Origin of the sequence: Streptomyces sp. NPDC006463 (assembly GCF_042870715.1) — a bacterium.
Taxonomy (GTDB): Bacteria; Actinomycetota; Actinomycetes; order Streptomycetales; family Streptomycetaceae; genus Streptomyces.
In genome coordinates this window covers 54,537-74,942 of the sequence record NZ_JBIAHP010000031.1, presented here as the reverse complement: position 1 = coordinate 74,942, position 20,406 = coordinate 54,537, and the positions used below count along the sequence as shown (strand labels likewise).

Sequence of the window (20,406 nt, the reverse complement as noted above, 5' to 3'; positions counted from 1 at the left end):
CACGATCCACGGCCGCGACTGACGTTTCCCCACGGCCAAACCAACGAACATCCGAACCGAAGGTCACATGATCAACGGCTTCTGTTAGGACCTCTTAGTGCTGCGGGACGTCCCTGACGAACACGAGCCCGTCGCTGTCCGCCAGGTGGGCCGGGTCAAGCGGGGCGTAGCCGAACCAGGGGGATACGCGGGGCGCGGGGAGCCTGTCGCCGAGGGCGGTGGCCAGCCGAGGGGCGTCGATGAGGCAGCAGTCCTCCGGGAGCGCGTACAGGAGTCCTTCGACGGTGCCCGGCGGCGGCGTGCCCACTCCCCGGTGCCGGATCGTGCCGAGGGCCGTGGCCACGAAGGCGTACTCCTCGCCGAGTCGGGCGCTCACCAGCGCACCGGCGCTCCACCACTCCAGCGGCATCCCGCCCATCCGCATCGTGCTCTTCCCCCGCTGCAGATGGGAGTTGTGGGCGTGGACGAGTGCCGGGCCCCGAGCGGCGACGGCGAGGAGGTTGTGGGCCATCATCTGGTCCCGCAGGCCCACCAGCCGGGTCATGCGGGCCGGTGAGGTGTCGGCCATCCAGTGGTGGTAGCGCAGCAGGCCGGTCGCGGTGCGCCCGTACAGGCGTACCCGGTCCCAGTCGTCCCGCGAGGTCGCCGCGAGCAGGTGCGGCGTCTGCGCGTCGAGCAGCGCCACCAGATCGTCGGCGAGCAGCCGCAACTCCCCGGCTTCGGCCGACTGCCCGACGGACCGGGCCGGGTCCGTCATCGCGGCGGGATCCGTCCACCGGTCGTCGGTGCCGAGCAGACGGTCGAGTGCCTCCGCGGTGCAGGGGAGCAGGTCCGCGTCCACCCGGGCCGCGAGGTAGCCGTGGAGTGCGGTGAGGGCCTGCCGGGGGCTCGCGGCGCCGGTGATCTCCAGCGGGCCGTCGAAACCGGCGAAGCGGAGCTGCTCGGGCGCGGGCCGGCCGTCGTTGTAGGCCCGCATCCAGCGCACGAGCTCACGGTTGGCCGCGGAGGCGCCCCACCCGTGGCTGAATCCGTGCTCCATGACCTCGTCGAGGGTGCCCGTGCCCGAGGTGACGTGGTCGTCCACGACCAGGCCCGTCATGCAGTCGCTCTCGATCGCGATCGTCCGGTAGCCCTCCTGCTCGACGAGCTGCCGGAAGAGCTCGTTGCGCAGGTCGAGCAGCGTGTCCTCGCCGTGGGTGGGCTCGCCCAGGGCGAGCAGCCGGGGCCGGGACGGGAGCAGCCTCATGACGGCGGCAGCCTCGACGGTACGGACGGTGTCCTTGATGTCAGTAGCCATGCCTTCAACGGTATCGTTGAACCTTCGTTTGAAACTTTCCCGCGATATCGTCAGCCCCATGGGGCAAAACCTTCAAAGCGGTGAGCGGCTCAGGCCGGTTGATCTGGCGCGCGGGCACGGTCTGTCCACGCAGGCGATCAGGAACTACGAGGAGGCCGGCATCCTTCCGGCCGCCGGTCGCACACCCCACGGCTACCGCACCTACACCCCGCTGCACGCGCGGGCCCTGAGCGCGTTTCTCGCCCTTCTGCCCGGCCACGGCCACCGGACGGCGACGTCGATCATGCGGGCCGTGAACGAGGGCGCGGTCGATGAGGCGTTCCGTCTCATCGACGAGAGCCACGCCCAGCTCCTGGAGGACCGGCGGACCCTCCAGGCCGTCGAGAACGCCCTGCGCGACCTGGCGTCCACCGCGGCGCCCGACCCCGCCGTGGGGACCGGGTCAGCCGCGCCGTCCGGGCCCGGCGGCACGTTCATCGGACCGCTGGCAGGGACGCTCGGAATCCGGCCCGCGACGCTGCGCAAATGGGAGCGCGCCGGACTGGTCCGCCCGCGCCGCGACTCGCTGACCGGGTACCGCGTCTACGACGAGGCCGACGTACGGGACGCCCGGCTGGCCCACCAGCTCAGGCGGGGCGGCTACTTGCTGGAGCAGATCGCCCCGCTCATCGCCCAGGTGCGGGCGGCCGGGGGACTGGAGCCACTGGAGGCCGCACTGTGCGACTGGCGCGGTCGGCTGTCCGCCCGCGGGCGGGCGATGCTGAGCGGGGCCGCAGAGCTGGAGACGTACCTCCGCGAGCGCCCCGGCCTGCCGGACGGCGGAGGAGACGGAGTCTAGAGCGGCCACCCGGTAGTGCCCGTAGGGACAGTTCCCGCTGGGTGTCAGCTGGCGAGCAGCCTTGACCGGGCGCGGAGGCGCGCACGGACCGGACGTAGTACGTGTGCATCGTAGGTGTACGCCGGTAACCCTCCCGTGGGCGCCGGCGGCGGCGCGGTCGCGGCTCCGTGTCTCGGAGCACGCCCCCGACTGGTGGCTCGCACAGCTCGACGTCGGTCACGTGGAGCAGGGGGAGGTCGCCGAGGGGCGGATCACCGTGCTCTACCCCAACAGCCGGGACTTCCGATGGCTCCGGGCGCCGAAGCCGCAGGCCTCGCAGGAGGGAATGTGGTTCCTGCACGCCACCGAGGGCGCCCTGGCCGAGTGGGCCCCGTTCCAGATCCTCCACCCCGATGACTACCAGCCGGTGCAGAAGCTCGAAACGCTGCAGGCGGCAGGGAGGTGAGCGGACATGCCCACGATCAAAGTCGTCAACATCACTCCCGTCGCGCTGAGCGGTGACCGCACGCAGGACGCCGAGCCCGACCTCGCCGTCAACCCCGAAAACCCCACTGAGGTGGTCGCGACGGCGTTCACCCCCGACCCGATGGGGGGCTCCCTCGCTCCGATCTAAGCGTCGACCGACGGCGGGGACACGTGGGTGCTGCGAAGCGTCGTTCCCGGCGGTGCCCCGGGGCTGGGCACCGGGGACATCTCGGTCAGCTTCGCGTCCGAGGGCGGCGCCCTGTACGCGGGCATCCTCAACGCCCAGGCCTCCCTGCAGGACATCCTCCGCATGCAGATCCTGCGCTTGCCGGGCATCTCATCGGCGGCGCCCATGCAGGTCCTCGTCTCCCGGGACAGGCCGGACCAGCCTTGGGTCGTGGCAGGGAGCTCCCAGGACAACGGCGTCACCCGCGACCGCGTCTACGTCGCCAACAACGACTTGGGACGCAGACCCAGGTCCGCCGCCGTGGACGTCTCCGACGACGCCCGCACGGCACCCGCGCCCGCCGGATTCATGCGCAACCGCATCGAACAGCGCGCCCCGTTCGGCCAGGGCGGGCCGCCGGTACGGATCGCACTCCACCCTGAAGGGACGGTCTACGCGGCTTTCGAGAGCTGGCAGAACGCCACCAACGGCGGGGGAGACCTCGTGAACGTCACCTTCGACGTCGTGGTCACCCGTGACGACAGCGGAGGCGTCGGGGCGGACCCCTTCCAAGACCTCAAGGACGCCGACGACTCGGCCATCGGCCGGCGCGTGGCGACCGAGCGGGTCGAGAAGTTCAACGCGTTCATGGGCCAGGAGCGCCTCGGAGGCGATCTCACGATCGCGGTGGACCCCACGGACGCGGCAAGCGTCTGGGTGGCCTGGTGCGACCGCGTCGGCGCGTCGGCGGGGGTCGGCTGCATCCTGCACATACGCCATTCGAGCGACTTCGGGCAGACCTGGTCGGGCGACGTCCGTACCGTCACCAACGCCAAGAACCCTGCGCTGGCCGCGAATACGGACTCCTTGCTCGGACTGGCCTACCAGCAGTTCAGCAGCCAGGGGCAGTGGGTGACGGTGCTGGAGCTGACGGCCGACGACTGGCAGACCCCGGCGGAGCGTCACGTGCTGCACCAGGCACCGGCCAATGTGCCCACCGCGCGCTTCCTGCCCTACATGGGCGATTACATCCGGCTGCTCGCGGTCGGCCGCGACTTCTACGGGGTGTTCTCGGGCAACAACACGCCCGACCCGGCCAACTTCCCCGAGGGCGTGACGTACCAGCGCCACGCCGACTTCGTGAGCCACCGGTTGCTCGACCTCGACAACGTGACGCAAGTACCCCCGTCCATCGACCCGTTCTTCTATCACCGGGCCGCGTAGCCCGGACGGGATCGACGTGGGACGTCGACGTGGGACCGGGGACGGCTGAGGCGCCCGCCGTACGACGGGCGCCTCGACCACGTGCGGCGCGGCACTAGGTGCGAGCGGTCAGGCAGAACTGCACGAGCCCGGCGTCGACATCGAGGACGATCTTCTTCATCTCCGCCCACGGCGGGTGGAAGCTCTCGCCCCACTCGATCGTGAAGGCCAGGATCTTGCCCTTCTGCGGATCGATGATGTGGCGCGCGTAGGCGTAGTCGTCGCTGGTTCCGCAGGTCGGGTACAGGTCGAAGGCGGACTTCGGGGTGTACTGCTTGCCGCGTACGCCCTTCAGTGCCTTGCAGAACTGCTCGGCGAGCACGGCGGAGTCGTCGGCGTCGGTCTTCGGGACGAACTCCGCGTAGAGCAGGTCCTGCTTCAGCCCGCGCTGGCCGTCGAAGGCGGGGTTCTGGAAGTTCCTGGTCGGATCGTTGGACTGGTTGTCGTCGTCGCCCCACACGTAGAGCATGTTCTGGGTGTAGCTGTGCACGTCGACGAACCAGCGGGTCCGCGGGAACCGGTCGAGCAGCCAGCGGACGTTGCGGGTCTCGGGCTCGGAGAACGGCCCGGGTCCCTGGTACACCTGATCGGGGTCGGCCGGGTCCGCCGAGACCCGGACCGGGGCGTCCGGGTGGAAGGCCGTCCCGAAGTCGAAGAGGTGGTCGTAGTTGCGGTTGAGGTCGACGCCGATCGCGTCCGGGTCGCCGCCGGACTGGGCCGGATTGCGGTTCCTGCGCCACATCGGTTCGACGGTCTGGCTGTAGTGCCGGCCGTCCGGATTGACGAGCGGGAACACGACGACGTCGAGCCCGTCGAGGATGCTGTGCACCTGGGCGGAGGTGAAGCTCGTACCGCCGTAGGCCAGGCCCGTACCGCCGGCGTGGGCGTGCAGCAGGTCGGCCGCGAGGTTGACGAGGATCTCGGGGCTGCCCCATTCCCGGGCATGTGCGCCGCCGATCAGTACGACGGCGTCGTTGGTCCCTCCTTGGGCGGTGCCGATCCGCAGAGCGTGGCACGCCCGGCCCTCGAAGGTCTGCTCGGGCAGGTCGATGAGGTCGCACGTGTCCGGGAACGCAGAGGCAAGACTGGTCACGCCGGACGCGACCTCGGTGATGTTCAGGTACGGCATGGCGTCCCTCCTAGGTGTCCTTCACCTTGAGGGCGAGTCCCTGCGGAACCGCGTCCTCGGGAGCGAATCGGTCTCCCTCGCCGACCTCGGCCTGGCGGGCGCGTCCGGTGGCGGTGGCGTCGTCCAGGGTCGTGACCGTGACGCCGTCGCGTTCGAGGGCTTCGGCCTTCTCGGGGGATACGTAGGCGTCGAAGCTGAGACTGCCGTCTCCGGCCTGGCCGATCCGCCCGCCGACGTCGGGACGGGTCTCGCGCAGGAGCGCGCGCAGGGTGTCGGCGTCCTTCGCCGTGACCCGGACGCGAAGGGTCGTGTACTCGTTGGACATGACGGGCCTCCTTCGGGCGCCGTCGGGCTGATAAAGGCAGAACATGTACATGTATGTTCGATGTGTACCTTGTACTCTCAGCCTGCGCTTCCGCCGTAGAACGAGTCAAGGGGCGCCTCGGGCAACCGGCTCAGCAGGCAGTCGAGGCCCGCGATCAGCTCCTGCTCGTCGTCGTAGTCGGCCAGTCGCGGGACGAGGGCGCGCAGCCGCGGGTACTCGGCGGCGGGCATCAGGTGCAGGCCCAGGCGCAGCATGAGGTCCGGCTCTTCGGGGTTGTCGACCACCTGACGCTTGTCCACGAGCAGGCAGCCGAGGTTCCAGGCCACGAAGGCGCGGTAGATCGTCAGCGTGGTGGCGTCGTCGAAGCCGGCCCGGCCGAGCACCTCGAGGATGTGCTCGCAGAGCTTGAGCACCGGCGCCGGGCGCCGGGCCACCGGCACGCTGAGCGGGCGCGTGGCCACTACGGGCAGGATCTCCGGATGGGCGTGCACCGCGGCGGCGAAGGCGCGGGCGATGCGGCGCAGTTCGGCGCGCCAGGACGGGCTGCCCGACGTGGTCTCCCCGTCGGCGGGGACCCCTTCGGCCGAAGCCCGCAGCCGGTCGTTGACCTCGGCGAAGAAGGCCTCGACCAAGCCGTCGAGCAGGGCGTCCTTTCCGGCGGTGTACCGGTAGATGGCCATCGGCTCCACGCCCAGGTCGGCAGCGAGACGCCGCATCGTCAGCGCTGTGAGCCCTTCCCGGTCGACCAGGGCGACGGCTGCGGCGAGCACCAGCGGGCGGCTCAGGCGCCGCCGCCTCTCCGGGGTGTCCCGCTCATCCATGTTACCACTCCCATCACGGGCGGGCCGGTGATGTAGGGATATCAACTAAATATAATCCGTAATTGTACGAAATATCCGGTTCATCTCACCGGGGCGGCCCCGGGGCCCGCAAAAGTGGGGCCCCGGGGCCGCCTCGCGGGCTAAGGCTGACCGTTGAGCCAGCTCAGCTTGTGTGCGTAGAGCACGCGCTGGCAGTAGTCCGTGCCCGCCGGATCAGCGGGGTCCCGGTTCGCCGTGCAGTCGGACGCCGCCCCGGGACGGTGTTCGGAGAGGGACCACAACCGTCCCGTGCCCCGCTCGACGTAGAGGTCCTCGGCGCCGCGGGCGGTCTTCACGGCCTGGCCTTCCTGGACCAGCTGGCCGTTGCTCCACTTGTAGCGCCACAGGTTGCCCGGCTCGTCCGTGCCCTTGGACTCGTTCACGTACAACGTGCCGTTGTACGCCGCCGCGCCCTGGGCGCCGCCGTTGGGCATGGGCAGGAAGTTGGACCAGCCTTCCGAGGGAACGTCGGCGGAGCGACCCTCCAGGGCCGCGACCGGATAGGAGGCGATGCGGCCCGTGGAGGGATAGCCGCTCTCCGGACGGCAGTACTCACCCATGATCAGGCGGTCCGGGACGGTGCTGCGGTCCAGCGAGATGTAGGAGGCCTTCGGGGCGCCGGTGGAGACACAGGCGTAGGAACCCAGGGGGTTGCTCTGCGTCGCACTGAATTTCCACGCGGCCACCTGCGGCATCACGTAGCGGTAACCGAAGCTGTACCAGACGTTGTCGTGCCGGCCGACCTTCGTCTTGTCCTCGGTGTTGGCGGTGGTTTTCACGCCGTCGGTGTCGGCGCCCATCGCGTCGTGCGTGCTGGGGTCGCCGTCCGGGTCCAGGTCCATGATGGTGCGCATGTCGAAGACGCGCAGGCCGTTGCGGGTGTCCGCGACGTACAGGTAGTTGCCGTACCAGACGATGCCGCCGGCGTGGACGCCCTTTTGGATCGGGTACTCGGACGCGTGCAGTCCGTCGAAGGAGACGTGGTCGGCGGAGTTCACGTAGGTCCAGCCCAGAAGGACGTGCCGGTACTTGACCTCGGGGCTGCCGGTGGCCGGGTTGGTCCGGCTCTGCACGAAGGTGATCCGGACGCCCTTCTGGTTGCAGGCGTCGTTGGCCTCGAGCTCGGCGGTGGTGCAGTCGCCGGTCGCGGGGTTCGGGTCGGTCTCCCGGCCCGGGTCCCAGCCGTCGTAGGACGCGAACAACTGGATGTTCCCGGCGTCGCCCCAGAGTTCGTTGTCCTTGGCGTCGGAGACGCCGGTGAAGCCCTGGGGTACCCACTCCTGAGAGACGGAGTCGTCGTTCTGCAGGCAGTACTTGATGTCGGGGTCCGGCGCGGTGCCGAAGGAGTCGCGCGAGCACCACGGTTGGGCGGTACGGTTGGCGCCGGCCAGCAGGTTCTGCACTCCGGACTTGGGCAGCACCGAGTCCAGGCGGGCGACCCGCTGGGTGGTCTCGGCGTTCAGCGCGCCGGGCGACAGTGTGAAGTCACCGGCCGAGGCCGCGCCACCGGGAGCGGACATGGCGCGGGCGGTGAACGGTGTCGTGGGGCTCTCGGCCGCACGGGGCTCCTGGATCCAGGACGCCGGTATGTCCGGCGGAAGGTCCTCGGCCTGGGCCGGTGCCGCCAGGCCGGTGAACGCGAGCGCGGCTGCGGCCAATGCCGCGTGCCAGGCGCGACGTGTTCGTCGTATGGGCATGCGGGGATTCCTCCGTTACTTGTGCGGCAGGGAAGTTGAACGGAGGGTTCCAGATCATCGACGCGAAACGCAAGCTTGATCGTTTCGGTAACTGTCGTGTATTTCAAGGCGGTTGCAGGTGGTTTAGGGTCTTCCGAGCTGTACCGCTACTTGGCATCCGGGCAGGTTCGGCGTCTGTCCTGCAGGCACACCGGGTTGACCGGCGGACGGGCCATCTCCGGTGCTCGACCGCTTGGCTGAATCCGATATGTGCGGTGATTGCGTCGCCTATCGGACTGATAGCTTCTGCGAGTTGATCTTGCCTGTTGCCCCGTCAGGTCCCGATACGGGGGACGCGGTGACGGCCACCCCTCTTGCAAGGAACCCACATTGCTCCGCCCCAGCCCACTTCGGCCCACTCGTCTCGCCTCCCGAGCCGCAGCTGCCTCTGCCCTGCTCGTGCTGCTGCCCGCCGTCCCGGCGGCGGCCGCTCCGACTCCGCACCTCGACTCCGTCGAACAGGAACTCCGGCGGGTCTCGCCCGGCCTTGAGGGACGCGTGTGGGAGCGCACCGCCGGCAATGCCCTGGACACCTCGACGCCCGGCGGTGGCGATTGGCTGCTCCAGACCCCCGGTTGCTGGGGCGACAGTGCGTGCACGGAGCGGCCCGGTACCGAACGCCTGCTGTCGAAGATCTCCGAGAACGTCGCCCAGGCGAAGCAGACCGTCGACATATCCACTCTGGCGCCGTTCCCGAACGGGGCGTTCCAGGACGCTCTCGTCTCAGGTCTGAAGGCGTCGGCGGCGCGGGGGAACAAGCTCAAGGTGCGTGTCCTGGTGGGCGCCGCGCCGATCTACCACCTCAACGTGGTGCCGTCGAAGTACCGGGACGAACTCGTCGCGAGGCTCGGTGACGACGCGCGGAACATCGACCTCAACGTCGCTTCGATGACGACCTCGAAGACCGCGTTCTCCTGGAACCACTCCAAGATCCTCCTGGTCGACGGCCAGTCGGTGGTCACGGGCGGGATCAACAGCTGGAAGGACGACTACCTGGAGACCGGCCACCCGGTGGCCGACGTCGACCTGGCGCTGAAGGGGCCCGGCGCTGCCTCGGCGGGCCGCTACCTCGACGAGTTGTGGTCCTGGACCTGCCAGAACAGGAGCAACATCGCCAGCGTCTGGTTCGCCTCCTCCAACGGCGCCGCCTGCATGCCGTCGATGCCGAAGGCCGCTGCGGCACCGGCGCCCCAGGGCGACGTGCCCGTCATCGCTGTCGGCGGGCTCGGAGTGGGCATCCTGCGCAACGACCCGATCTCGGCCTTCCGGCCCAAGCTGCCCACCGCACCCGACACCAAGTGCGTCGTCGGGCTCCACGACAACACCAACGCCGACCGGGACTACGACACGGTCAACCCGGAGGAGAGCGCCCTGCGGACGCTGATCTCCACCGCCGGCCGGCACATCGAGATCTCCCAGCAGGACGTCAACGCGACCTGCCCGCCGCTGCCGCGCTACGACATCCGCGTGTACGACGCTCTCGCCGCCAAGCTGGCAGCCGGAGTGAAGGTCCGCATCGTGGTCAGCGATCCCGCCAACCGGGGCGCCGTCGGCAGCGGGGGCTACTCCCAGATCAAATCCCTCTCCGAGATCAGCGACACCCTTCGCGACCGTCTCGCCCTGGTCACCGGCGACCGCGGCACGGCGCGCACGACGATGTGCTCGAACCTCCAGCTGGCCACCTTCCGCAGCTCGTCCGCGCCGACCTGGGCGGACGGCCACCCGTACGCCCAGCACCACAAGGTGGTCGCGGTGGACGACTCGACGTTCTACCTCGGCTCGAAGAACCTCTATCCCGCCTGGCTCCAGGACTTCGGGTACGTCGTCGAGAGCCCCGACGCCGCCCGGCAGCTCACGACCCAGCTGCTGAATCCGCAGTGGCAGTACTCCCGCCAGACCGCCACCGTCGACTACGAGCAGGGCATCTGCCCCGCTGCCTGACCCGACCGGCGCGACTCTTCCACCGAGGCCAGGCCCCTACCGCTCCCGGGGCCCGGCCTGACGGTGACCCCGCCGAACAACGCGAACTCCTGACCACGGTGCGGTTGCCCGGCGCCGAGCCGTACGGACTCGGCGTGCGGCGTGCGGCGTGCGGCGCGCGGACGTGGCCTGCGGCCCGGCGCCGGGCACCAAGCCGGTCGAGGCATGGGCGACCGACGGAGCCGGACCCGGTTTCACCACTTTCTCCCTCACCACCGCCGACGGTAAGCGCCAGCTGGTCCCCGCCGTGAACGTCCACGACCTCGGCGCGGAGCTCAAGAAGAAGACGCCCATCCCGCTCGGTACGGGGCTGGCGAACGCGCAGACGGCAGCCCTGTGCAACTGGCGCAGCACCACGCCGGTACGACCGACCGCACACCGTGCGTGTGCCCGTCCGCGGCCCCCGGGTCGGGCCCCCGCCGTTGCCAGAACGGCAGTTCCGACCAGCGGGTTTCCGCCGCGTATGCCTCCGCGTGGTGGCCTACGTAGGCGGCGGCGATCCCGTCGAGGAAGTCCGTGTACGAGGCCAGGACCGGGCGAGGCGGCGCGCCCGCGAGGCACAGGGCCGCGGCGAGTCCGGCGCGGGCTCCGCCGTGCAGGGCGGTGAGGATGCCCTGCGAGGAGAGCGGGTCGAAGGCCAGCGCCGCGTCACCGGCGGCGATCCAGCCCCGGCCGCCGTACGGCGCGAGGCGCAGGCCGTGGGCGGCGCTCCAGCGCGGAGCCGGCGGGCCGGTGAGGTCCCCGGCGATGAGGCGCGCGCCGATGTGCCGGGTGTGCAGGGCCGCGCGCAGGAACCCGTCGGGGGTGCGCAGACGGGGGTCGGCGATGTCGGGGTCCGTCAGATGGGCGACGATCCGGCCCACGGGGGTCAGCGTCGTGTACCACCATCCGCCGGGCACCGCTTCGACGACGGTCCTGGCTTCCCGGTCCGACTGCCCGCCAGTCGACGGGTCTTGGCGTGCCAGCAGGACGTGGACGGCCACGAGCCGGTCCTGGCGCCGGCGGACCGCCCGACGCCGGGCGAGGACCGCACGCCGTCCCGTCGCGTCGACGGCCCAGGCGCAGCGCAGCTCCCGTGTGCCGTGCTCCTGGCGTACGAGCAGGCGCAGGCCGGGGCCGTCGTCCACGGCGTCCACGGCCTGCCCGCGGAGCGGCTCGGCGCCCGCCGCGTGGGCTGCCTCCCGCAGGAACGCGTCGAAGCGGAGGCGGTCCAGCTGCCATCCCGCGCCGTACGGGTCCTGCACCGGGCCGCGCTCGTACAGCGCGGGCGAGCCCCAGGAGACGTACATCCCGGTGGAGCGCAGGTGGGGCGCGGCGGTGCCGTCGGGCCACAGGCCCAGGTCGCGCAGCAGCGGGGCGGCGGCCGACGGCAGGCTTTCGCCGACCTTGTGGGCGCCCGCTGCGGGCGAGGGTGGGTCGTCCACGATCGCCACGCGCCGGCCGGCCCGCGCAAGCACGAGGGCGGCCACCGCGCCGGCCGGTCCTGCGCCGGCGACGACCGCGTCGTACACCTCGTGGCGCGTCACCGTCGGCCGCCGGGGCCGGACGCCGTGTGCCGGGTCATCGGTTGCCCGGGAAGCGGGCGACCTTCTCGACGTAGCCGGCCGACAGTTCCTCGTCGGGTTCTTCGGCGAGGGCGACGGCGGTCGCCAGGACGGCGTCCCGCAGCCGCTCGTCGGCGGCGAGCGGCACATGCAGGGTCAGCAGGTTGCGGGCGCGCGGCGGGGCCGGTTCGGCGGGGAAGGAGACTTCGGACTCGACGAGCATCTCGGCGGGCAACAGAGGGTCGTTGGTGACGCCCGGACGGCGTTCGACCAGGCCGAGCCGGCCGAAGTCCTTCACCATGGCGTTGATGGTGGCCTTGTACGGCGGGGGCAGCCAGCGGTCCCAGGGGGACCGCCGCGCGAACGCCGCGAGCCGCTCCTCGCGCGGGCGCGTGGTGTCGACGGCGATCCGGTAGTCCTCCTCCATGAGGACGTGGTTGGGCACCCGGGCGGGCCAGAACGTCGGCAGGTACGGGTCGTACCGGCGCTCGTACCCGGAGCGGCAGCTCGCGGTGTCCGTCTGCCAGGGCACGGCCATCCAGCGGGTCAGGCCGCCGGGTTCCTGGGCGTACAGCGGCCCGTCGTACGACAGGGCGGTCTGCGGGGTGAGCACCCTGCCGTAGGAGCGCTCGGGGTTGCTCCGCGGGCGGTGGCGGATGCGGAACGGCGCGCTGTACAGAGTGGTGTGGCGCATCGGCCAGGTGATCTCGCAGCCCGGGTGGAAGGCGTCGGCGATGCAGAACGAAAGCGCCGCGCGGTCCAGGGCGGCAGGCCGGGCGGCGAGCGGCAGCCGGTCGAGTTCCGTGGGCGTGGTGTCGGCACCGAGGACGTGGTCGGCGACGAAATCGCCGCGGGTCCAGCGCGCCAACAGCCGTGTCTGGAGCGGGGAGAGGGCCAGGTGCTGGCGTGCTGAGACGGGGGGCAGGCTCATCGCGTCGCCGTAGACGGGTGGCCAGGGAATCGGTGACGTGCCGTCCCGGTCGGGGTCACGCATGGTCTTCGAGATCTGCCGGCGCAGCTCCTCGTGGCGTGGGCCGGGGTCGGAGAGGGCGGCCAGCAGGTCGGGGTCGAGGAAGTGTTCGCGTCCGCCGTGCCCGAACAGGGTGGCCAGGCCCTGGTTGACCCATTGCAGATCGCACAGGCGGCGCAGGATGGGCAGGATGTCGTGGGTGAAGGAGACCTGCGCCGGTTCGGGGAGCGCTCCGGCCGTGGTGAACGCGTCGCGGACGAGGTCGTACAGCGTGCGTACGGACTTCAGCTCGGGGGCGTAGTTGGGCGGGCCGACCACCACCCAGGCCGGTTCGACCGGCAGCGCGCGGCCGTCGACTCGGACCTCGGCGGTGACCGGGCCGTCGGAGATGTCGTCGTACCAGCCGTCGTTGTTGGCGAAGGTCTCGGCCTCCTTGAAGTCGACGGACTCGGCGACGCCCCGGCCGCCCAGGAAGACCAGCCGCCCGGCCCCGTCGGTGCGCAGCTCGCCGAGGTAGACGGGGATGCGGAGGAACGTCCCGGTGTCGAACCGCAGTTCCGGATGGCCGGCACGGTCGCGGCCGCTTACGGAACGGGAGCCTGGGTCGATGATCAGCTTGGGGCGGTCCGGACCGGCGACCAGGGGGTTGCGGAGTTGGCTCTCGTCCGCCTGGGCGGCCTCGGGGATGTCCAGGGCCAGCTGGAACTGGTACCAGGCGGCCTTCTTGTTGGCGACGTGCACGGTCCAGAGCACCTCGGCGTTGTCCGCGGTGAGTTCGGCCACAGGCTCTCCGGCCGCGTTGTAGCCGTAGATCCGGAACCGGGCGGCCTGCCGCTTCAGGGCGCCGGTCGCGTCCTTGTACGAGCCGACGGGAAGCGGGGGCTCGTCCTCGGTCTCGGGGGCGAGGAAGAACTCGTCGACGCTGTCGCCGACCCGGGCGACGCCGATCGCGGGGTGGACGGCGGCCCGCACGATCAGGGTGTCGCGCCCTGGTGGCTCGGCCGGGGGCCTGGCCGGGCCGGATCCGGCGGCCGGGATGCCGCCCGCTCGGCTGTCGTTCTCGGCGGGTCCTAAGGACGGGGAAGCGGAAATGGCGGCCATGTCTCGATCTCCCGCGATGCGGCGCTTCCGGGCTGTACTGGGGTGCCCAGGGCTCGTGGAGCGTTGTGCAGGGGTGCACGGGTGCATCGTCCGTACAGCTCTCCATGCTGACAAACGAGTGTGCGATGCGCGACCGAAGGCCGGGCCGCGCAGTTCACGCAGGGGCGGTCGCGCGCCCGGCGCCCGGGGTGAGCGCCGACGGGTCGCACGTCACCTGGAACTCCACCAGACTGGAGAGCAGGCTCGCGCGGTCCATGAGAATGGACGCCATGGCGACGGTACGGGCGTGGACGTACGACGGTACGGAGCTGGCGTGGCTCCAGGAGCGGCTTGGCCGGTCCGGTACCGGACCCGGGCACGTGGTGTCCGAATTGGTGCCGAGCGGGTTCGAGGCGTACGTGCGCATCTTCCACCGGTTCGAGGCCGTGGACGGGTCGGGCCGCACTCGCAGGTGGCGGACGTGGGCCGAGGAAGGCGGCATCGCCTTTCACTCCGAGCTGTCCCACCTCTCGCTCCCCGACGAGCACGACGCCGCGGGTGAGCCGGTGTGGCAGACCGAGGAAGGGGACCTCGACGACCGGAGCCGAGGCGCGCTGGCACGCTTGCTCGCCGGCATGACCGGCGACCAGGAGGTCTACTTCGCCTATGACCTGGCGGCGCTCTGCCGGGGTGAGGAAGAACCACTCGTTCGCCGTTCCTGCTTGACCGACCTGGAATCCGTACGGGAAGAGGTCAAGGGCCGGGTGGGGTCGGACGGCCCGGAATTCTGGTGGCCCCAGGACCGCAGCTGGGTGGTCACCACCGACTACGACCTGCTGTCCACCTATGTCGGCTGCTCGAACGAGACCGCTGAGCAGATCCTGGGCGACGACGAGCTCGAAGCCCTGCCCGTCACCTCACGGACACGCGTCGACTGGTACGCCGACCGCCGACAGGGCCGGGCGGCTGTACCGACGCCCCGCCGGTGACGGGTACCGTCCGAGCTGGTCTGCCGAGTGGTTTTCCGGTCCGTGTTGCGATGAGTACGGGCTCCGCTGCCGGTCTACCCTTCAGACCCATCGTCTCGGAGGAACGGCAGATGACTGATACGGCGACTCTCGACCTCGGACCGCAAGCCCGGATCGTGGCCCGTCTCGTGGCGGGCGTCCCGGACGCCCGGCTCGACGGCCGGACGCCCTGTCCCGAGTACGAGGTAGGCGACCTGCTGGGTCACCTCGCGGGCCTCGCCGCCGCTTTCCGTGACGCCGCCCGCAAGGACCTGGGCCCCAAGACGGACACGGCCCCCGGCTCGGCCGCGCCCTCCCTGCCCGCCCGCTGGCGCGAGGAACTGCCCCAGCTCCTCGGCGAACTGGCCGATGCCTGGAAGGATCCGGCCGCCTGGACCGGCATGACCCGCGCGGGCGGCGTGGACCTGCCCGGCGACATCGCGGGTGCGGTGGCCGTCGACGAACTGGTGGTCCACGGCTGGGACCTGGCTCGGGCCACCGGCCAGGAATACGTACCCGATGAGGCCGCACTGCGCGTTTCGCATGCGTTCCTGCTGGCGGCTGCCGAGGACGAGAGCCGAGGCGGGGGCATCTTCGGACCCGTCGTGCCCGTAGCGGACGACGCCCCGCTGCTGGACCGGGCAATCGGGCTGAGCGGGCGCGATCCGGGCTGGACGCCTCCGACGTCCCCGTGACGTAGGCCATCACCCGTCCGTCTGGAGCGGACCCCGGCCGGTAGGCGTGGATGCCTCCGGGCGACTTGGGATACTGCTGGCCGGTGCCGGGACCGCGCCCGTCACCGGCGGGGAGTCCCCAGGCGCTGGGACGACGACCGGGGAGGCTTCGTGACCACCTTCAGGCAGCACATGACGGACCGGACGGTGGAGGTGTTGGCGGGCTTCCCCGAGGCGTCGGAGCAGGGAACGTACGCGGTCACGTTCCGGCTCGACAGCGTCGACCAGGACCCCCGGTTCCCCTATCTGGCGGTCGGGTACACCACCGGGGAGCAAGCCGCCCAGGCCTCCGACGAGGCCGGTCCGACCGATCGGTGGGAGGCCCGCTGGAGCTACGCGTACTTCCCGCCATCCGGCCTCGAAGGCATCCGCGTCCTCGGGCACGAGCCGGAGAAGGATCCCCGGGGTGCCGAGCTGTACCGCCGGGAGGCCGTGGCCGAGGGGCTGTGGCGGGAGGACGACCCGGCCGGGGACGTCGAGTACGAGCGCGCCGAACGGCTCGACTCCGACTTCCGCGGGCTGTGCGTCGGCCTCGCCCGGGAACTGCACGAAGGCGGGCACCTGACCGCCGCTCTGGGCCGCGCCGTGCCCGTGATCCTCTACGACATGTTCGACCCCGAGGAGATGTTCGCACTGACGCGCGCCGCGAACCCGCCCGAGCTGATCGCCGACTTCCTTGCGGGTGAGGACGCTCCCTGACCTCAGGGCCGCGCTCCGCGGCCCTCGGGAACCCGCCGCCTCCGGTGCGCCGATTTCCTTCGATTCGGGGGTTTAGCCCGACTTCGACCACCCTGCAGAAGGGGTATGCATGGTCACGCGGCGTGAGATTCGGGGCCCTCGGTGGTGACTCGCCCCATAGGGCCCACGTCACATACGAGCCGGGCTAGTAGCCTGCAAAAGGCCCGATATCGGCTCCATATACCGGTTCTCACCTGCACGGATCCTCTGCGGCGTGCCGGCGCGGTGTCGGTGGCAGACTCCTGGGGTGCCTAGTAGGCGGGGTCGTTGCCAGGGGGTCGGGGCGTCTGTAGAACTGGATGAGTCGCCGGGCGGCACGGTGCTTGTCCGCCGCTGGTGAATCCCTCTCCTTCGCGTGAGTGGCTCACGCATGTCTTCGGCATGCCGCGACTGTCCCTTGTTGCCTTCGGAAGGTCTGTCTGTGTCCAAGTCCGTCATCCGCCGCATCGCCGCTTCGAAGAAGACCCTCGCGGGTTCCGTCGTCGCCCTGGGTGTCGCCGGTTCCATGCTCGCCACGGTTCCCGCTCAGGCGGCCCCGACGAGCGCCAAGGCGATCGCCCAGCAGATGATCAAGGACCCGGCGCAGTTCGCGGCGTTCAACAACATCGTTTCCCGCGAGAGCGGCTGGAACCACACCGCCACGAACGCCTCCTCGGGCGCCTACGGTCTGGTGCAGGCCCTGCCGGCCTCGAAGATGGCCTCCGCGGGCGCCGACTGGAAGACCAACCCGGCCACCCAGATCAAGTGGGGCCTGGACTACATGAACTCCCGTTACGGCAGCCCGGTCGGTGCCTGGAACTTCTGGCAGACCCACCACTGGTACTAAGCCACCAGCGGACAGCACACGCGCACGCAAACGCCCGGCCGGGAACATCCCGGCCGGGCGTTTTCGCGTACCCGGCCACCGAACTACGCGCGCCGTCGACGGATCGGCGGGGTGTTCGGGGTCCGTGCCGTGGCTACCTCGGTCAGCCGAGGTAGCCGAAGAGGTCGACGATCACGTGGGCGGGGCCCCAACCGAGGTTGGCGATCTCCACCTTGCCATCGGCGCCCACCGGCACCGTCACCAGGTTGGCCACGGTGCTGCCGGTCGTCCAGTTGAGGTTGGACGAGTCGGGGCGGGTGGTGCCCGACGGCCAGGCGGTCAGGTGGCCGTCGGACTTCGGGTCGGTCACCGTCACGTTCAGCACGACCGCCTTGGCACGGCCGAGTTCACGGCTGCCGGAGAGGTCGAGCACGGTGGTCCCGCGCGCGGGCACCGCGCCGGTGGTCCGGCTGTCGAGCATGCGCTTGGGACCGGCGGTGTGGAACGTGGCACCGGCCTGGTCGTCGGAGTAGTAGCCGAAGACGTCGGCGATCAGGTGGGCGGTGCCCCAGCTCGCGTTGAACAGCTTCACCGTCCCGTCCGCGCCGACCGGGACCACCAGGTGGTTGGGTACGGTCTGGCCGGTCGTCCAGTTGAGGCTGGACGAGTTCGGCCGCTCGCTGCCCGACGGCCACACCGTCAGGTGCCCGGCGTCCTTCGCGTCCGTCACCGTCACGTTCAGCACCACGGCTTTGACGCCGCTCTGCGGTACACCGCCACGACCCGCGACCTGCAGCGATATCTCGCCGCGCGCCGGAACCGGGGTGGTGCCCGGCCGGCCCACCGCCGCCCGCGAGTCCAGCAGCCGCGCCGGGCCCGCCGCGGAGTAGGTGCTGCCGCCGGCATCCGCGGAGTAGTAGCCGAAGACGTCGGCGATCAGGTGCGCCGTGCCCCAGCCCGCGTTGCGCAGGTTCACCCTGCCGTCCTCACCCACCGGAACCACGACCTGGTTCGCTACGGTCCGCCCGGCCGTCCAGTTCAGGTTGGAGGAGTCCGGCCGGGTGGTGCCCGACGGCCAGGCGGTCAGGTGGCCGTCGGACTTCGGGTCGGTCACCGTCACGTTCAGCACGACGGCCTTCACTCCGGACTGCGGCACGCCCGCCCGGCCCGCGACCTGGAGCGACACCTCGCCGCCGGCCGCCACCGGGTCGTTCCCCGGACGGCCGAGGGCCTCTCGGGTGTCCAGCAGCCGCGCGGGGGAGAGCGCGCTGAAGCGGTCGCCGGCCCGGGCGGCCGAGATGCCGTTGTTGGCGACGTGGATGCGCTGCCCGTCGCCATCGGTCCAGACGATGTTCGCGCCGGTGCGGTCGACGGCCCAGGACCGGTTCGGCTGGCGCAGACGCTTCCACTCCTCGCCCTGGGCGAGCGTGCGGACCTGCACGGTGTTCTCGCCGCCGGAGGTCTTGATTCCCTCGTGGAAGTCGAGCAGCAGCAGCCGGCCGGTGGCCAGGTCCTGACGTACCAGGTAGCCGTCGCCGAGCAGCGACTCCCGGCCCCAGGTCGTGTTCAACCAGCCGACGGACTGCACCGGCACCGAAAGGGTCTGGCGGGTCACCGTGTCGTACACCCCGCTGGTACGCACGGTGCCCTGGTCGTCCTGGCAGGCCCAGCTGACGTAGCGCCCGACGGCCTCCAGCAGGGTGGCCGGGCACGGGGTGGTGAAGGTGCCACGGTCCATCTCGCCGCGCAGGTCACTGGCGTAGACGGTGTTGTCGCCCTGCCTCGACGTCCAGAGCGTGTCGCCCTGTACGGCGACGCCCGTCGCCTGTGTCTGGGACACCTGGGTACGGGTGTCGAGATCGCCCACGATCACTTTGTGGTTGGACGTCCAGTTGCCGTACGCGGTCTGCGCGAGCACGACGTAACGGCCCGAGGCGTCCGCTGTCTGCAGGCCGTCGACGCCGCCGGTGGGTATGGTGCCGGCCCAGTCGCGGTAGCCGACCTTGCGGAGGACGGCCGCGTTGCGGACCACCGGCTCGTGCTCGAGGTAGCGGTCGTCCCCGGTGGAACGGAGCCCGACGCAGCCGGGGTTGTGGCTGAAGCAGTTGCTGATGGAGTGCGTGCCGTCGAGGTTCTCGAAGGTCTTGACCGGAGTCGCGTCGTTCGAGATGCGGTAGCTGCGGAACGAACCGGTGATGTCGCCCGGCTGGAAGTGGACGGTGTCCGAGGCGGCGGTGAGCACGCCGCCGCCGATCGACAGGCCGAAGACGGTCGCGGGCGCATGAGGGACGTCGACCAGCTTGCCGGCCAGTGGCTTGGCGGCGCCGTCCGCCGTGAGGCGGTGGACGGCGGTCTGCGGCTGTGCGCCGTACTCGGGGACCTTGGGGCTGCCCACCGCGATGAGCGAGCCGTCCGGCGCGGGCAGCAGTTGGGTGTCGGCCAATTCCAGCAGGTACTCGAAGATTCCGGCGTTCGGGCCGATGCCGGCGAAGTGCAGCGGACGGCCCCGGTTGTCGCCGCTGGTCCCCGAAACGGACTCGGTGCCGATCAACCAGTCGCCCAGCAGCCGCAGTTCGCCCTTCTCCGGGTCGAAGGAGGCAGAACCTGAACTCAGCACGGTCTGCGGCTGCGCCCGGTCCAGCACGTCCACCGGGCGCTGGTAGCCGGTGTGGAGCACCTTGCCCTTGGCCAGCCGGAAGGCGTTCGTGTGCTCGTACTCGCCTTCGTCCGGTAGCCCGGTGGTCTGCCCCGTCACGACGTCCACCAGGGTGGAGTGGGTGAGGTCGTTCAGGCGGTGACGCAGGATCAGCGACTTCTGGTCGCCGTCGTGCACCGAGGTTGCGAGGACCGCGTCGGCCGGCAGCGCCACCTTGGTGCAGACCGTGGAGCCGCCGTCCAGCCGGTTCAGGAACCAGCCGGAGACGGTGGTACCGCTGCCCTCGAACGTGAGCACGGTACGCCCGTACGTGCCGGAGTAGGTCTGCCCGGCGGGGATCGTGACGGTGCCCAGTGCGACCGGCCGGCCGGTGGCCAGGTCGTACAGGTCGACCTTGGCGGGCGCGTTCGCCGTGGCCGCGGTGTGGATCGCCGCGGTGTCGGAGGAGGTTCCGTAGCGGTGGTCGGGAGCTCCCCGGTATCCGCCCGGAGGCTCGCCCTGGTCCAGGTCCGCGCTGACCGGGGCGGGCAGCCGCAGCCCGGTGTCGGTGGTGGCGCCGGTGTCGTACCGGGTCCACAGCAACTGGTCGCTGCCCTCGCGGGCGTGCAGCAGGCCGGTGTCGCCGGCCACGAAGAGCTGGTCCCTGGCCGGGAGGCCCCGCGGGGCCGGGGGCAGCACCAGCTCGGCGGGGGCGTCGGCGATCGGCGCGGCGACCGCTTCGGGCGCGGCCACGGTCAGCAACGCAGCGCCGGTGACCAGGGCCAGCGTGGCGGCTCCCAGCCCTCGGCGCACTCGCGACGGTCGTCTTACGGT

The 20,406-nt window shown here is 70.9% G+C and carries 17 protein-coding genes; 9 read left to right on the top strand and 8 right to left on the bottom strand.

What is annotated here, in order from left to right:
• Positions 1-94: 94 nt before the first annotated feature.
• A complete protein-coding gene (locus ACFYOB_RS36745) occupies positions 95-1,297 on the bottom strand; it encodes an erythromycin esterase family protein (RefSeq protein WP_388568066.1) in 1,203 nt (400 codons plus the stop codon).
• A gap of 58 nt (positions 1,298-1,355) precedes the next feature.
• On the opposite strand from ACFYOB_RS36745, the gene ACFYOB_RS36740 reads away from it, so the two are divergent.
• From ACFYOB_RS36740 to ACFYOB_RS36725, 4 genes are all read left to right on the top strand, one after another.
• Complete coding sequence (locus ACFYOB_RS36740; RefSeq protein WP_388568063.1) at positions 1,356-2,135, top strand: TioE family transcriptional regulator; 780 nt, start codon at positions 1,356-1,358, stop codon at positions 2,133-2,135.
• A 220-nt stretch (positions 2,136-2,355) separates the two neighbouring features.
• Complete coding sequence (locus ACFYOB_RS36735) at positions 2,356-2,580, top strand: hypothetical protein (RefSeq protein ID WP_388568057.1); 225 nt, start codon at positions 2,356-2,358, stop codon at positions 2,578-2,580.
• Positions 2,581-2,586: 6 nt separating this feature from the next.
• Positions 2,587-2,748, top strand: a complete 162-nt coding sequence (locus ACFYOB_RS36730) for a hypothetical protein (protein ID WP_388568054.1) — start codon at positions 2,587-2,589, stop codon at positions 2,746-2,748.
• A gap of 27 nt (positions 2,749-2,775) precedes the next feature.
• Positions 2,776-3,990 (top strand): hypothetical protein, encoded by a 1,215-nt coding sequence (locus tag ACFYOB_RS36725; RefSeq protein WP_388568051.1) that lies wholly within the window; start codon positions 2,776-2,778, stop codon positions 3,988-3,990.
• 94 nt (positions 3,991-4,084) lie between these two features.
• Here ACFYOB_RS36725 and ACFYOB_RS36720 read toward each other — a convergent pair whose 3' ends face one another.
• The 4 genes from ACFYOB_RS36720 to ACFYOB_RS36705 form a co-directional block, all read right to left on the bottom strand.
• Positions 4,085-5,158 (bottom strand): M14 family metallopeptidase, encoded by a 1,074-nt coding sequence (locus ACFYOB_RS36720; protein ID WP_388568048.1) that lies wholly within the window; start codon positions 5,156-5,158, stop codon positions 4,085-4,087.
• Positions 5,159-5,168: 10 nt separating this feature from the next.
• Positions 5,169-5,483, bottom strand: coding sequence for a hypothetical protein (locus ACFYOB_RS36715; RefSeq protein ID WP_388568045.1), 315 nt, complete (start codon positions 5,481-5,483; stop codon positions 5,169-5,171).
• 77 nt (positions 5,484-5,560) lie between these two features.
• A complete protein-coding gene (locus ACFYOB_RS36710; RefSeq protein WP_388568042.1) occupies positions 5,561-6,304 on the bottom strand; it encodes a TetR/AcrR family transcriptional regulator in 744 nt (247 codons plus the stop codon).
• A gap of 140 nt (positions 6,305-6,444) precedes the next feature.
• On the bottom strand, positions 6,445-8,040 hold the full coding sequence (locus ACFYOB_RS36705) for a hypothetical protein (protein WP_388568039.1): 1,596 nt from the start codon (positions 8,038-8,040) through the stop codon (positions 6,445-6,447).
• 438 nt (positions 8,041-8,478) lie between these two features.
• On the opposite strand from ACFYOB_RS36705, the gene ACFYOB_RS36700 reads away from it, so the two are divergent.
• Entirely contained in the window at positions 8,479-10,020 is a 1,542-nt protein-coding gene (locus ACFYOB_RS36700) for a phospholipase D-like domain-containing protein (protein WP_388568036.1), read from the top strand.
• A gap of 314 nt (positions 10,021-10,334) precedes the next feature.
• On the opposite strand, the gene ACFYOB_RS36695 is transcribed toward ACFYOB_RS36700, so the two are convergent.
• Positions 10,335-11,585: an NAD(P)/FAD-dependent oxidoreductase gene (locus ACFYOB_RS36695; protein WP_388568033.1), complete on the bottom strand. Its 1,251-nt coding sequence runs from the start codon at positions 11,583-11,585 to the stop codon at positions 10,335-10,337.
• A 34-nt stretch (positions 11,586-11,619) separates the two neighbouring features.
• The gene (locus ACFYOB_RS36690; protein WP_388568030.1) at positions 11,620-13,674 is read right to left on the bottom strand and encodes a LodA/GoxA family CTQ-dependent oxidase; all 2,055 of its coding nucleotides are present in this window, start codon (positions 13,672-13,674) and stop codon (positions 11,620-11,622) included.
• Between the two features lie 269 nt (positions 13,675-13,943).
• On the opposite strand from ACFYOB_RS36690, the gene ACFYOB_RS36685 reads away from it, so the two are divergent.
• The 4 genes from ACFYOB_RS36685 (at position 13,944) to ACFYOB_RS36670 (ending at position 16,958) form a co-directional block, all read left to right on the top strand.
• Positions 13,944-14,642 carry a hypothetical protein gene (locus ACFYOB_RS36685; protein WP_388568027.1) on the top strand — a complete coding sequence of 233 codons (699 nt, stop codon included), beginning with the start codon at positions 13,944-13,946 and terminating at the stop codon, positions 14,640-14,642.
• Between the two features lie 110 nt (positions 14,643-14,752).
• A complete protein-coding gene (locus tag ACFYOB_RS36680) occupies positions 14,753-15,355 on the top strand; it encodes a TIGR03086 family metal-binding protein (protein ID WP_388568024.1) in 603 nt (200 codons plus the stop codon).
• Between the two features lie 150 nt (positions 15,356-15,505).
• Positions 15,506-16,093, top strand: a complete 588-nt coding sequence (locus tag ACFYOB_RS36675; RefSeq protein ID WP_388568021.1) for a hypothetical protein — start codon at positions 15,506-15,508, stop codon at positions 16,091-16,093.
• A 409-nt stretch (positions 16,094-16,502) separates the two neighbouring features.
• Positions 16,503-16,958 (top strand): transglycosylase SLT domain-containing protein, encoded by a 456-nt coding sequence (locus ACFYOB_RS36670; protein WP_388568018.1) that lies wholly within the window; start codon positions 16,503-16,505, stop codon positions 16,956-16,958.
• A 142-nt stretch (positions 16,959-17,100) separates the two neighbouring features.
• Here the strand turns inward: ACFYOB_RS36670 and ACFYOB_RS36665 are convergent, their stop codons facing one another.
• On the bottom strand, positions 17,101-20,385 hold the full coding sequence (locus ACFYOB_RS36665; protein ID WP_388568015.1) for a hypothetical protein: 3,285 nt from the start codon (positions 20,383-20,385) through the stop codon (positions 17,101-17,103).
• Positions 20,386-20,406: the final 21 nt, after the last annotated feature.

Bases quoted from the DNA above. Each gene is read 5' to 3' on its own strand.
- ACFYOB_RS36680 (WP_388568024.1), top strand. From the start codon at position 14,753: ATGACTGATACGGCGACTCTCGACCTCGGACCGCAAGCCCGGATCGTG.
- ACFYOB_RS36710 (WP_388568042.1), bottom strand. From the start codon at position 6,304: ATGGATGAGCGGGACACCCCGGAGAGGCGGCGGCGCCTGAGCCGCCCG.
- ACFYOB_RS36745 (WP_388568066.1), bottom strand. From the start codon at position 1,297: ATGGCTACTGACATCAAGGACACCGTCCGTACCGTCGAGGCTGCCGCC.
- ACFYOB_RS36690 (WP_388568030.1), bottom strand. From the start codon at position 13,674: ATGGCCGCCATTTCCGCTTCCCCGTCCTTAGGACCCGCCGAGAACGAC.
- ACFYOB_RS36685 (WP_388568027.1), top strand. From the start codon at position 13,944: ATGGCGACGGTACGGGCGTGGACGTACGACGGTACGGAGCTGGCGTGG.
- ACFYOB_RS36740 (WP_388568063.1), top strand. From the start codon at position 1,356: ATGGGGCAAAACCTTCAAAGCGGTGAGCGGCTCAGGCCGGTTGATCTG.
- ACFYOB_RS36720 (WP_388568048.1), bottom strand. From the start codon at position 5,158: ATGCCGTACCTGAACATCACCGAGGTCGCGTCCGGCGTGACCAGTCTT.
- ACFYOB_RS36730 (WP_388568054.1), top strand. From the start codon at position 2,587: ATGCCCACGATCAAAGTCGTCAACATCACTCCCGTCGCGCTGAGCGGT.
- ACFYOB_RS36705 (WP_388568039.1), bottom strand. From the start codon at position 8,040: ATGCCCATACGACGAACACGTCGCGCCTGGCACGCGGCATTGGCCGCA.
- ACFYOB_RS36670 (WP_388568018.1), top strand. From the start codon at position 16,503: ATGTCTTCGGCATGCCGCGACTGTCCCTTGTTGCCTTCGGAAGGTCTG.
- ACFYOB_RS36715 (WP_388568045.1), bottom strand. From the start codon at position 5,483: ATGTCCAACGAGTACACGACCCTTCGCGTCCGGGTCACGGCGAAGGAC.